Here is a 14,049-nt window from a genome sequence, read left to right on the forward strand (position 1 = left end):
AAAGTAAGAAAGTAAGAAAGTAAGAAAGTAAGAAAGTAAGAAAGTAAGAAAGTAAGAAAGTAAGAAAGTAAGAAAGTAAGAAAGTAAGAAAGTAAGAAAGTAAATATTCAATAGGTTTATTATAAAATACTTTAAAATATTAAATACTGCTTTTATTTTGATGGTAAAATGAAGGTGTTAATATCCATGACAGCTGATAAAATCGTTTCTACAATCTTAATCGTTTTAATTATCCTTGGGGTTTCTGCAGTTATTTATATAGTGTTTAACCCTCAACCAAAGGAAGGATTCACAGAACTCTACATCCTCGGTGAAAATGGGAAGGCAGGAAATTATCCAATTAACATGAGTGCCGGTGAAACTGGTAAGGTGACTGTTGGTATTGTGAACCATGAATACAACAAAACATCCTACAAACTACTTGTAAAATCTGGAAACAAGACACTCTACCAAAAATCCAACGTAACACTTCAACCTAATGGAGAAATAGAGATTCCTGTTGAGTTCAGCCTGACAAAAACCGGGAACAGCACAGTTGAATTCCTGCTCTACAAAGTTCCAGATGAAATTAAGGTTTACAGATCAGTTTATTTAACTGTGAACATCTCCTGATCCAATATTTTATTGATCTGGATTTTTATTGATCTGGATTTACTTTCTAGGTAGGTTTTATTTTGAATTTTTTTATTAAAAATATTGAAAATTTAAATCGAAAAAAACCTGTAAATTCCCTAAAATTTTTTTTGGTATAAAAATTGTTTTAAAATTATTTTCGTTGCACAAGGATTATTAGTTATAAAATTAAAAGTCATTCAAGAGATTAAACTTAAAAAACCAAAGAAAACATATTTTTAAATATCCTTTATTTATTGAATAGATTATTGTGGATACTTTTAGGGATACAATTAAATATTAAGTTATTTTAAGTTATAAAAATTGAGAATTATAAGATTTGAGACTTAATAATTCTTACTTAATGAGACTTAATAATTCTTACTTAATGAGACTTAATAATTCTTACTTAATAATTCTAATTTGAAGGACAACTTGGAAGATATTAAAAAAATTAATCATAAAATGGAATCATTGAAATAAACTTCAATAACGTGGAGAAAATTATAATGAAGGACAAAAAGGTAGTTGTAACCGGCGGTCTTGGTTTTATTGGATCACACATAACAGAATCTTTGATTGAGGAAAATGAAGTCACAATAATAGATGACATGTCAACAGGGAAACTTGAAAACCTAGAACACCTCCCACAGGAAAATATTGATATAATAAAGGGAAACATAACTGAACTGAATCTCAAGGCAATATTTGATGATAAAGACTATGTTTTTCATGAAGCTGCAATGGCAAGTGTGCCTGAGAGTGTTGAACTCCCTGAAGAATACAACGATATTAACATCGGTGGGACTCTGAAGGTTCTTTTAGCTGCCAGGGATACTGATGTTGAAAAGGTGGTTATGGCCTCTTCATCAGCTGTTTACGGTGAAACAAAGAAACTTCCAATAGCTGAATCTGATGCAATCAGTCCAATGTCACCCTATGCAGTTACCAAGGCAACAGGAGAGCTTTACTGTAACTCCTTCAGGGAAGTTTACGGCCTCGAGACTGCAGCACTTCGCTACTTCAATGTTTTCGGGCCAAGACAGGACATCAATTCCCAGTACGCAGCTGCAATACCCAACTTCATCCATGCAATACTCCACAATGAAAGACCAGTTATATACGGTGATGGGGAACAGACCCGGGACTTCATCTATGTAAAACATGTTGTGGATGCCAACATCCATATATGCGAATCCAGTGCAGCCGGAATCTTTAACATAGCCCTAGGGAGGAGCACCAGCATAAACCAGCTCGTTGAGATCATAAATGAAGTTCTTGGAAAGGATGTTGAACCTATACATGAAGATCCAAGGCAAGGAGATATTAAACATTCCTTTGCAGATGTTTCCAAGGCCCGATCCATTGGTTTCAATCCAGAAGATGATTTTAAAGGGGAACTTGCAGAAACTGTGAAGTGGTTTACAGGTTGAATTTCAGGAACATTGAATGATCCTAATTTTATAATTTTTCTTAAAAATTTATTGTAGACAAATTTATTTGCAAGAGAAGAATTGAAACGATTTTTTTTTAAAGTAACAATAGATCCAAAGGGTGTATAAAATACAAAGGGTGTAAAAGTAATGACCACAGTTCAGAGAATAGCTAAAAACACCGGTGTGATGTTCATATCCCAAATCATGACCTATTTAATTGGCTTTTTCATTACCATGTACACTGCAAGGTATCTGGGAGCTGAAGGTTTTGGTATACTTTCCCTTGCACTGTCTATAACCGCAGTATTCGGAATTACTGCAGATCTCGGATTAACCACCCTGATGATAAGGGAAGTTGCCAGGAATAAATCACTTGTCAACACCTACATCTCCAACACCTTTCTTATGAAGATAGGTTTATCTGCGTTAACATTAGGTATTATGTTCCTGTTGGTGAATGTGATTGGTTACAGCGGCACAGTCAGCACCGTCATATACCTCATCACATTTTCAGTGATTGTAACGGCATTCACAGGAGTTTTAAGTGCTGTATTCCAGGCACATGAAAAAATGGAGTACATCTCAGTAAGTACAATACTGAACAGTATCTCAATGCTGGTAGGTACTGGAGTTGGTATATACTACCACATGGACGTTGTGTATTTTGCAGCACTTTACCTAATTTCATGTGGACTCGTTTTTATCTACATCCTCCTCATGTACCTGTGGAAATTCTCATTGCCCAATATCCACATCGACAGGACTTTCTGGAAGCCAACAATAAAGGAGGCATGGCCATTTGGAATAACCAGCCTCAGTGGAACGTTGTATACCTACATAGATTCAATAATGCTTTCCATAATTCAGGGTAACACAGTTGTTGGATGGTACAGTGCAGCCTACAGACTCATGCTAATAACTCTCTTCATTCCAAACACCGTGAACACTGCTATTTTCCCGGTTATGTCCAGGTTTTATACATCTTCAAGGGATTCTCTCAACCTCATGTATGAGAGGTACTTCAAATACATGATGATAATCGGTATTCCAATGGGCTTTGGAACCACGTTACTTGCAGATAAAATAATCCTGCTGGTATTTGGGCCAGGCTACACCCAATCTGTACTTGCTCTGCAGATACTCATATGGACCATGGTCTTCACATTTGCAGGAGCATCATTTGTACAACTTTTACAGTCCATAAATAAACAGATCGTAATAACCAAGATATCTGCAATATGTGTTATAATCAACATTCTGTTGAACCTGATCTTGATACCCAGGTACAGTTTCATTGGGGCAAGTTTTGCAACACTACTAACTGAAGTGGTACTTGTGGGTTACATCATTTCAACCAGCTACAAGTTAGGTTATGGGCTTCCTAAAAAAACAGTTTTCACAGATTTTCTCAAGGCCCTGGCTGCAACCATGATCATGAGCCTGTTTGTGATTTTCTTTAAAAATTTGAATCTGTTCCTCCTAACCATCACGGCCATAATAGTTTATTTCATCTCCCTTTACATATTGAGGGGAGTTGATGATGTGGATATGGCTTTAATAAAGGAATTAAGATAAAATTTAATGTTAGTAAAGGCCTCAACCAAAAAAAAATTAGCTTCAAAATACAGATTTTATCCCCCAAGGTGAATTTAACATGATTTCAATTGTATGTGTCTACAACAAAATGGATATTCTAGATGAATTTCTTATTAAAAGCTTAAAAAATCAGTCCGTTGAATATGAACTCATATTAATAGACAACACAAAGGGCAGGTTCAGTTCTGCTGCTGAAGCCCTTAATGACGGAGGTAGTAAAGCTAAAGGAGATTACATAATGTTCGTACATCAGGATGTGGACCTGAAATCAGATACATGGCTTGAAGATGCAGAAAAGATCATGAATTCCCTTGATAATCTGGGAATTGCAGGTGTTGCTGGTAGGATCAAAAATAGAAAGGGAACCATAACGAATATGGAAGATGGAACACCTCCAACAAGAATATCAGAGAGCACTGTTAAAGTACCTGTAAAGGTTCAAACATTAGATGAATGTCTTTTTATAATCCCTAAAAATCTATTTGATTCATCTAATTTTGATGAAAAAACTTGTGATGACTGGCATTTATACGCTGTGGATTATTCATTAAATGCAAAAAGAAGTGGGTTTGATGTTTATGTGATTCCAAGTTTTATATATCATAGGTCTCCAGGTTACTCCTATTCAGAAGGTTTTGATAGTACATTGAGCAAAATATTAAAGAAATATGAAAAGGATTATAAAATAATTTCCACATCAATGGGTGACTGGGTTACATTTTACCCCTTAAAACTTCAAAAACTGCCTTTATTAAATAGAATAACTAGGTATCTTTTAAAAAAACTCCAATGAATCTAAAAAAAAGTTTGGATCAGGACTTTTTCACATTCATAACCTCTATTTAACGCATGTAAAGAGAAAGATTCTTATAAATTTTTTATAAGTTTTTTAACTTCAATGGCCCATACATCCCAGTTTAAGCTTTCATCAAAGGTTTTTCTACTGCTTTCAATAAGTTTTGAGTAAATTTCATCGTCAGAATATACTTCCAGAATTATCTGGGCAAAATCTTTTCCCCCAGCATCCAGGGGCAACATGTAACCATTTTTTCCATTACAAATCACTGAGGAGATTCCCCCAGTATCCGTTGTTATAACTGGAAGGCCAAATGCATTTGCTTCACAAAAAACCACAGGAGTGCAGTCCCCCCTAGTTGGTAAAATCAGAAAATCATTCTCTAGAAAAAGTTGGTTCAGTTCTCTGCCTTGTTTTTCATCATTTTTATCCAAAAAGGGTATCACCATCAATGATTCGTGTTTAAACTCTTCTGGAGGAACACATCCACAGACAGTAAGTTCTGATTCAACACCCAATTTTTCAAGTTCTAAAAGAGCATCAAATGCTATACTTCCACCTTTTCGCTCCCAATCAACTCCTAAAAATAGTAATCTGCATTTATCCGATCTTTTCTTTTTAAAAACTTCTTCCTGAAGGGGTACATATTCAATATTTGCTCCAAAGGGCAGTACATGAACTTTAGATTCATCAGCACCATAATCTTTTATAGCAGATTCAGCAGCCCATCTTGAGGAATAAATCAGCAAAACAGATTTTTTTATTGCTTTTTTTTCTATTTTATTCCCTTCCCTAAGGGATACATCCCTGACATTAGATAGATCTCCATAATAATTTTGTAAAAGATGGAATGTTGTGTCTGAAATGTAGATCACAGGAATTTCAGTTTCTAAATAAGCTATTTCCGCAGATGCAGCTGGAGCAAAGATCAGATCAATATCCTGCTTTGAAATTCTTTTTTTTATGATCTGAGCATAACGCTTTGAAAGCAGAGTGCTGTGACCCCCTTCATATCCTTTTTTAGTAATTAGTAAGGATAACCTGTTTAAAAGTCCTGTGATCTTATTCACATTGGTGTTTATTGGACCAATGTACTGAACATCACCACAGTGCTTCTCCAGTGCTCGAGCAATGCTATAATTAGTTCCAGACCATGAAGATTTATTCTTTGGATCTTCTGCTGTTAAAAATGCTATTTTAAGATTTTTTTCCGTGAATTCCATGATTCCATCCTTTGAATTTAGAGCATGATCTTAGTTGCTGAATATTATTCTTAAAAATCCTTTGATACTCAAAATAAATATATGTTTAAGTCCAGATCAAATATTATCCAGATTAAATTTATTAAACCACATTGAAATAATAAAAAATTTAGTGAGTGCCCCATGGAACCCAAAGTTACAATAATAATACTCAACTGGAACGGCTGGAAAGACACCATAGAATGCCTGGAATCAGTTCAAAGGATAAATTACCAGAATTACCACGTTTTAGTTGTTGATAATGCTTCAGAAGATGACTCCATAGAAAAGATTAGGGAATACTCAAGGGGAGAAATAGATGTTAAATCAAACTTTTTTAAGTACGGTGCTGAAAACAAACCAGTGACCATATTTGAATTATTTAAAGAAGATGTGACGTCCCAAAAACCAATTCCAGATGAAATAGTTGAATTACCTCCAAACAGAGTAATCACCCTTATCAAAAACGATTTAAATCAGGGTTTTGCAGATGGTAACAACATTGGAATTGAATATGCATTGAAGAGTCTTGATTCAGATTATGTTCTCCTTCTAAACAATGACACTGTTGTTGATCCAAATTTTCTGGAGGAACTTGTTGATTTTGGGGAGAAAAATGAAAATGCTGGTTTTATAGGTCCAAAAACCTACTACTACTCCAATGATAATATGATACAGATGGCAGGTGGGGGTAGAATAAACTTAAAAACAGGGGAACCCTACGGAATTGACCTGGAAGAAGTGGATAATGGCCAGCACAATGAAAACAGGGAATTGGATTACATAAGTGGTTCCTGCATACTCTGCAAAAGAGCAGTGCTTGAAGAGGTGGGTTTGATGGATCCAAAACACTTCATGTACTGGGAAGAAACTGACTGGTGTTTCAGGGGCCGTAAGGCAGGATATAAATCTTTTTATGTTTTCAAATCACAGATATGGCATAAAGTAGGTAAATCGAGCCAAACTGAGCTTAAAATTTACTATCATAACCGTAACAGATTGTATTTCATGAGAAAGAATGCAGATAAAAGGAACATGTTCATATTTTTGTTGTACTTCTTTTTATTCTATTTCTGGTTTATGTCCGGAGTTTACCTCATATACAGACATGACAGAAACAAATTCATGTCATTTCTAAGGGGAACAAGAGAAGGTTTTAAGGTGAAACCAGATATTGAAATGATGAAGAATTTAAGGTGAAACCAGATATTGAACTGTGAAGATCTTTGCAGCTAGGAACTATAAATAATTAGGAAGGATAATAAAAAAATAATATATAAAGAATGATCAGTGATTAGTTTGATGGAGTCAATATAATATGAAAATTAACTTTACATTATGGTCCACAATGATGAATGGAGGTGTAAGGGCCACTTTTGAGATAATTAACGGCCTTTCAAGGAGGGGGCATGATGTGCAGGTTACAGCTCTGGATGGTGATCATTCCTGGTTTCCACTGGATGCAGAAGTTAACTACATAGAACCACCACGTCCTTTAAAAATATTAAACCCCCTTATCAGGAAAAGATATAGAAGGCCGTTGAGTTATGCAATGATGGATGATGTAACAGGAAAAATTGGTCTTAACTTTGACCTTGTAAAGAAATTATCAGCTGCCACACCCCAATGTGATGTAAACGTTGCAACTTGGTACCCCACATCATTTGCAGTTTATAAAAGTGGTAAGGGTGTTCCATTTTACTTCTTCCAGGATTTTGAAGAACTTGCTAAAATGGATGGTCCAGATGGCTACAAACTATTCAGGGAAAGCTTGAAACTACCCCTCCATATAATCACAATATCTGGCTGGCTTAAAGAATGGATAAAGCAGGAATATAACAAAGATGCCTACGTTTGTGGTGATGGTATAAACCACCATGTTTTCTATCCACGTAAAACCAGTTTAAATCTTAAAACCCCAAATGTAATGGGATTATTTGCTGAATTAGAGTACAAAGGTAACGTGGATCTGATAAAGGCCATGAACATCCTGTCAGAAAAGATTGAAAACATCCATTTAGTAGCTGTCAGTGCTAAAAAACGTACCTTTGAGGGATTAATTGAAAGGGAAAAACCTGAATTTGAGTACACCTTCTTTGAAAGACCTGATGATGATGAACTTGCAGAGCTCTACAGTTCTGCAGATGTTTTTGCATTCCCATCACATGTTGAAGGATTTGGATTACCTCCCCTTGAGGCCATGGCCTGCGGATGCCCAGTTGTAACAACAGACTGCCTTGGTGTGAGAGATTATGTGCTGCAAAACGAAAACGCCCTTATGGTACCTCCTAAAAATCCTTTAAAACTTGCAGAAAGTATTGAAAAAGTTTTAGATAGTACCGAACTCCAGGAAACTTTAAGTGAAAATGGTGTTAAAACAGCCAAAGAATTCACATGGGACGCTGCAGCAGCCAAATTTGAAGATTCATTGAAACATGTTCTGGATGAATTGTAAGAATTGAATCTGCAGTGGATATTTTAATCCTATGAATAATAATACAAGATTTAAATTAAAAAAAGTTTTACAGGGATAAATTTGACAGAAACCTACATAATAACTCCTGATTACAATGGAACCAAATTTCTTGAGGGTTACTTCCATTCCCTCTTCAATCAGACGTATCATGATTTCAAGGTAGTTTTTGTTGACAACTCTCCAAATGATGATTCAATCAGGTTCATAAAAGAGAATTACTCCCTTGAAATTAAAAATAAACAAATAATAATGGTAAAAAATCCTGAAAACTATGGATTTGCCAGGGCAAATAACATAGGTATTCAAAAAGCCCTTGAAGATAAATCCTGCAGGTACCTGATCTGTCTAAACAACGATACCACTTCTGAAAGGGATTTTTTAATGGAACTGGTGAACTGTGCTGAAAGACATCCCGATGCTGGAAGTATCCAATCAAAAATGATCTGGGGTTTGAATCAGGATATGCTTGATTCTGTTGGAATAGAGTATGCAAAAAATGGTCTGAGTTTTAACAGGGGAGAATACCAACCATCAAATTCTTACAATGAAGAGGAAGAGATCTTTGGATCTTGTGCAGGTGCAAGTTTGTACAGAAGAAAGGCCCTTGAGGAAATTGGGGATGATGGAGAATACTTCGATGCAGACTTCTTTGCATACTACGAAGACTTTGACCTTGCATTGAGATTGAGGTGGGCGGGCTGGTCTGCATGGTACTGTCCCCATGCCCTTGTTTATCATTACAAAGGCGGTACAAAGGATGCTAAGAGTGATTTCACTGTTTACCACAACTGGAGGAATTACACATGGACCTTGTTCAAAGAACTGCCCACAAGTTACATTATAAGAAACCTTCACAGGGTGTTGGTGGCAGAACTGGCACAGATAGGTATCAATCTTGTCCGTAGAAAACCCATAATTTTCAGGGCAAAGTGGGATGCCTACAGGAATATTGGAAAGTTTCTTAAAAAGAAGAAAAATATTAAAAGAGTTGTTCCGCTACAGGAACTGGAGAAATGGTTTATAGACCGCTGGAAATAAAAAAAATAGGTAAAAAATTGGCTTATTTAATATATGAATCTTGTTAAAGCGATATAGTTAACTGGTACTATTCAAACCACTCTTTCCCAGAAATATTTCAGATCCACCACTGTCGTACAATTTGTTTTTACCTTTAACAAATTCTGGGAAGTTTCTTATTTTAATAGGTGTATCTGGGTTTTTGTATATCTTAAGCTTTTTAACGTTGGCATAGCCAAGGTAAAGGTACATGTATTCTGTTTTATTTGTATTGTACATTCCCCTGTAACCTAAGAGCATTCTTGAATAGCTTATTCCATCTGCCTGGATTCCAATATCTTCCAGACCGAAGGTTTTAAGCCAGGAAGCTGCTGCAATCTCATTATCATGAACAAAATATTCATCCCTCAAGGGCCCATTTTTCTCGTAGTAAGGGGAGTAGGATGTTCCATAGAGATGGTACTGTAAATAGGTTCCTGTTGAGAACAGTGCTATTATTAAAAGAACAGCTATAACAATTCCTGCACCTGGTTTTTTAATAGTTTTTCCAATTGATCTGGTTCCAACAACGAATATTGGTGCTAAAAATATTAGAAGTTGCAGAAACAACCTTTGAGGTCCGTATGCCATTGAAATGTAGGGAAGAACTACAAATGTAACCAACAAACACACGGATAAAATTGCTCCAAAGAAGTATTCCTTTTCCATGACCCCTTCTTTTCCCCTTAAAAATTTGCGAAAAATGGATATGATTCCAATGCCCATGACAAGGAAGATCAGATCGTTGACTAGGACACTTATCATGTTTGGGACTGAACTCGTTCCTATTCCAAATATGGTTAAAACCGCACTGTCACGTGTGGGTATGGAAGATAAACCATGTGATCCTGGAGAGGCTGTTGCAGCCACTATTGTACTGCTCATTACATCATTACCAGCCTGTACCTGTACATCAGCCACCAAAAAGTACCATAAAGCCAAAAATATCAGTAAAACTATTATGATATCAAAATTTTTGAAATCAAGTTTATCTAAAAGATTTTTACCTGATGATTCAACCCTAGATCCTGTTTTCCTCATTAATTTAAACAGGCTTTTAAGGAAGGGTAAGATTAAAACTGGCAGTATCAATGCCATTGAGAAGTAGGAAGTGGAGTAATGTGAAACAACCACAGATATCATTAAAATGATAAAAAGCAGCTTTTTAATGTTTTTATTAATTTCAGAGTCAAACATTACCATCACTGCCAGGAAAAAGAATAGAAAGGCTATTTCCTGCCTTACCAACCCCAGGACGTATATAAAGTAGGTCTGGAATACCAGAAGGAAGGATGCTATAAATGCACCTCTCTTTCCAACGTACTTCTGGGACACAGTATAAAGAACCAGGGGAATGAATGATCCTATTATTCCAAAGAGTAATTTGAAGATGTACTCACTGTTCAACGCTGTGAAAACTTTGTAAATAACAGGGAGTATTGTAACACTCAAGCATACATTGTAAGGATTGTAATAGTCCATTAGGTTCCAGTGAAAGTTTTTAAGAACCAACTGGAAACAGTAAAATTCTGATTGAACATCTCTACCTATCACATGGTAGGATGTAAGGCCATGCATGAGGATCATGGTCATTCCAATCATCCAAACTGCGAATGGGTAGGTGGCACTGTGAACCCTGTCTTTGAGGTAGACAACTGAAACTAGGTACACTGGTATTAAAAATAGCATTACCATGAGGATTATGTTGTTCTGGTTGGTGTTCATGAGGTAAGTTCCAAGAACCACCATTAAAGGGAAGATAATTGGAAAGATCAGAGGGGCCAGTAGTTTGCCCTGCATTTCCATCTTGAAACTGGGTAATTTAAATGATCCCATGTTCTCTTTGTTTCTCCAGTATGCAAAGAAAACCAGAACCAGTGTTAAACAGTTGAAGGTAACCATAACAGGTACAAAAGATAGGGGTTTTATTAGGAATGGATAAAGACTGTTTAAAAACAGTCCTGTAAACATCAGAAAAGTTATACTTAATCCAACAGATAAAACAACTTTTTTTATAAGTTCTATTTTATTGAGTCTCAGTACGTTTAAAATTAAAAGTCCTGGAATAACTGTGAAGAACAAAAATGAGGTTATCTCCCTTAAAACTGGTACATTTAACAGTACAAGGATATCTGTAAGGAACAACATTGAAATTATGATTAGCAGATAGTTCCTGGCTTTGCTGTTTATTTTACTGAACATTTCCCCTATTTCTCCTAAAAACCTTACTTCCCTTAGTTTTCAGCATTATACCTCTTTAAATGTGATTATAGTATTTAGTTTACCTGGATTTATTTTTGAAAACCAAGACCGTATGCTAAACTAAAATGAGGAAGGATTCCTTAATACAGTATCACAATACTTCATTATAAACCTTTTCCATCATCTCTGCAACACCCTTCCAGGTGTATTTTTTTGAAACAAGTTTCCTACCATGTTCACCCATCTTCTTCTGAATAGCTCCATCTTTCAGTATTTGTATTATGGCATCTGCAAGGGCCGGAAAATCCTTGGGTTCAACTATTATCCCTGAATTGGAAGATTTAACATCATCTGCAACACCCACAATCTCTGTGCTTATAACGGGTGTTTTACATGCCATGGCTTCAAGGGCAACTATTCCAAAGCCTTCCTGGAGAGAAGAGATCGATGGAAGTACAAAAACGTTGCAGGTACTGTAAAATTCAACTATTCTTTCATCGGGAATGAATCCACAGAATTCAATGTTATCTCCAAGGCCCATTGAATCTGCCTGGGCTTTGTAATGATCCAGGAGAACACCTTTACCCCCAACTAAAAGTTTAACATCAGGAATTTCCTTCTTAACCAGCATAAGAGCTTTCAATAAGTAGTCAAGTCCCTTGTACTTGTGAAATTCATCCAGAAGACTTAAAAAGAATATTGTGTTCTCAGCCCTGTGTTCTGATAATGGTTTGAACCTTTCGATATCAACACCGTTGGGTATGACCTCAATTTTATCCCTGTAATCTTTGAGATGAGATGATGAGTTCATGTAGTTGGGCTGGGTTATTATAATTTTATCTGCCTGTTTTAGAATTGATTTGAGGCATGTTGAATTGTAGAAATTTGCTATGCTTCCTGCAAATCCCTCTCCAATTATATCGTTGTGGTAGGTTACGATCAATGGTTTTCCACGGATTTTGGATATGATTGAACTCCAGTCTGCACTCCAGGGGGTTGGGATGTGGGTGTGGATAAGATCAAAATCTTCCCGGAGCAATGTGAAGGGAAGTCCTGGAGTAACGTTGGTGTTTGCAATTTTACCAGTGTATGAAAGTCTTTTAACACTAATATCATTAACACTTTCATTATGTTCTGAATCAGGCTCATTTGCACATACAACAGTTACTTCGTGTCCAAGTTTCACAAGTTCCTTTGAAAGGTAGTGCACGTAATTTTCAACACCACCTATGAAGGGATAAAATCTGACTGGAGTTTGGATTATCTTCATTCAATCACTTACAATTTTTAATGATCCTAACAAGGGATTTTAATCAATCCTAATATAAATAAAACTATTCTTCTCTTTAAACTCTAATTTATCCCTAATTTTCGGTGCACGATGATCTGTACACATCTTCAAGGGACTTGACTATTCCATCCCAATCGTAACGCTTTGCAGAGGCTATGCATGCATCCTTCATGGTATCATGCCTAGTTATTCCTTTAATTATCTTTTCGGCCATGTCCTCAGGACCTGTTGATATGAAGCCATTCGAATCTTCAGTTATGAGGTCGCATGCAGCATTCATGTCATGTTTAAAAACAACAACAGGAAGTCCGCAGGCATTTGCTTCTATAACAACCATTCCAAATCCCTCTCGTTTTGAGGGGAGAACAAAAACTTTTGATGACTTCATAAGGGATATCAGGGTTTTCTGATTCTCCAGAAATCCCATAAATTCTATGTTCTGGTTTAAATTCTTCTTTGAAACAGTTTTTTCCAGTTTTTCCCCCTCTGGACCTTCACCAACGATCAAACACTTGATTTCAGGCCTTCTGGATCTTATGATTTCAATGGATTCCATTAGCAATCCAAGGTTTTTCTCTTTTATGAGTCTTCCTGCAAATATAACATCAGAACTACGTGCAGAATGCTTAGTTTCAGAATCACCTGTATCTTCTACTTTTATTGCTTCAATTTCTTTGAAGTCTATGCCGTTTGGTATTACAGTTGAGTTAACACCACTTAAATCTTCCAGATCCCTCATTGTCTTTTTGGAAACTGTTATGACATGATCTGTGAGTTTGAAGGTTAACTTTTCAACTACTTTACCGAATATTCCCATTTTTCCCAGGTATTCATACCAGTAATCACCCCAAACCTCGTGGAAGGTTATGAAAAGTGTGGATTTTCCAAGAAGTGAATGTAGCTTTGCTGTGAAACATGAAAAGAATGGAAATCCCTGACAGTCCACCACATCAAAATGTTCATTCATAAGGGGTCTTGTTAGTTTCAGAGCAAAATATATGGCTTCTTTTATGGATCTCCTCCCAGAAGTGTAGAGTTCAACAGGTTTACAGACACTGTGAAGATGTATTCCATTTAATTCCATATTTTCAGGCATTTGAGAAGTTTCATCCATCCAGAAGCCCATGGTGTACCAGTGTACCTCATGCCCATTCTCTACAAGCCTTTTAGCCAGTTCGTAAACCCTTCTTTCAGCGCCGCCCTTAACCCATGGATAAACAGAGTCATATATAAAAGCTATTTTCATTTTACTGCCTCTAAAACAATTAAAAATGGAATAAAAAAAAGTAGAGTTGGTTTATTGATGATTTCCATAGCTGTTTTCATTTGAATTTATTGATGAT

Annotated in this window: 11 protein-coding genes; 7 read left to right on the top strand and 4 right to left on the bottom strand. The window is 36.1% G+C overall.

From position 1 onward, the window contains the following. Positions 1–168: 168 nt before the first annotated feature. The 4 genes from J2756_RS10435 (at position 169) to J2756_RS10450 (ending at position 4,437) form a co-directional block, all read left to right on the top strand. Positions 169–612, top strand: coding sequence for a DUF1616 domain-containing protein (locus J2756_RS10435; protein ID WP_245316043.1), 444 nt, complete (start codon positions 169–171; stop codon positions 610–612). A 509-nt stretch (positions 613–1,121) separates the two neighbouring features. After that, entirely contained in the window at positions 1,122–2,045 is a 924-nt protein-coding gene (locus J2756_RS10440) for an SDR family oxidoreductase (protein ID WP_209585400.1), read from the top strand. Positions 2,046–2,195: 150 nt separating this feature from the next. Beyond that, complete coding sequence (locus J2756_RS10445; RefSeq protein ID WP_209585401.1) at positions 2,196–3,623, top strand: flippase; 1,428 nt, start codon at positions 2,196–2,198, stop codon at positions 3,621–3,623. 79 nt (positions 3,624–3,702) lie between these two features. Continuing rightward, a complete protein-coding gene (locus tag J2756_RS10450) occupies positions 3,703–4,437 on the top strand; it encodes a glycosyltransferase (protein ID WP_209585402.1) in 735 nt (244 codons plus the stop codon). A gap of 74 nt (positions 4,438–4,511) precedes the next feature. Here the strand turns inward: J2756_RS10450 and J2756_RS10455 are convergent, their stop codons facing one another. Continuing rightward, complete coding sequence (locus tag J2756_RS10455; protein WP_209585403.1) at positions 4,512–5,663, bottom strand: glycosyltransferase family 4 protein; 1,152 nt, start codon at positions 5,661–5,663, stop codon at positions 4,512–4,514. A 162-nt stretch (positions 5,664–5,825) separates the two neighbouring features. Here J2756_RS10455 and J2756_RS10460 point away from each other — a divergent pair, with 162 nt between their 5' ends. From J2756_RS10460 to J2756_RS10470, 3 genes are all read left to right on the top strand, one after another. Next, on the top strand, positions 5,826–6,881 hold the full coding sequence (locus J2756_RS10460) for a glycosyltransferase family 2 protein (RefSeq protein WP_209585404.1): 1,056 nt from the start codon (positions 5,826–5,828) through the stop codon (positions 6,879–6,881). Between the two features lie 118 nt (positions 6,882–6,999). Beyond that, the gene (locus J2756_RS10465; protein ID WP_209585405.1) at positions 7,000–8,136 is read left to right on the top strand and encodes a glycosyltransferase family 4 protein; all 1,137 of its coding nucleotides are present in this window, start codon (positions 7,000–7,002) and stop codon (positions 8,134–8,136) included. Positions 8,137–8,217: 81 nt separating this feature from the next. Continuing rightward, positions 8,218–9,195, top strand: a complete 978-nt coding sequence (locus J2756_RS10470; protein WP_209585406.1) for a glycosyltransferase family 2 protein — start codon at positions 8,218–8,220, stop codon at positions 9,193–9,195. A gap of 57 nt (positions 9,196–9,252) precedes the next feature. Here J2756_RS10470 and J2756_RS10475 read toward each other — a convergent pair whose 3' ends face one another. The 3 genes from J2756_RS10475 to J2756_RS10485 form a co-directional block, all read right to left on the bottom strand. Continuing rightward, positions 9,253–11,415: a DUF2206 domain-containing protein gene (locus J2756_RS10475; protein ID WP_209585407.1), complete on the bottom strand. Its 2,163-nt coding sequence runs from the start codon at positions 11,413–11,415 to the stop codon at positions 9,253–9,255. A gap of 151 nt (positions 11,416–11,566) precedes the next feature. Further along, positions 11,567–12,685 (bottom strand): glycosyltransferase family 4 protein, encoded by a 1,119-nt coding sequence (locus tag J2756_RS10480; RefSeq protein WP_209585408.1) that lies wholly within the window; start codon positions 12,683–12,685, stop codon positions 11,567–11,569. A gap of 94 nt (positions 12,686–12,779) precedes the next feature. Beyond that, the gene (locus J2756_RS10485; protein ID WP_209585409.1) at positions 12,780–13,952 is read right to left on the bottom strand and encodes a glycosyltransferase family 4 protein; all 1,173 of its coding nucleotides are present in this window, start codon (positions 13,950–13,952) and stop codon (positions 12,780–12,782) included. Positions 13,953–14,049 lie beyond the last annotated feature (97 nt).

Origin of the sequence: Methanobacterium aggregans (assembly GCF_017874455.1) — an archaeon.
Lineage (GTDB): Archaea > Methanobacteriota > Methanobacteria > Methanobacteriales > Methanobacteriaceae > Methanobacterium_C > Methanobacterium_C aggregans.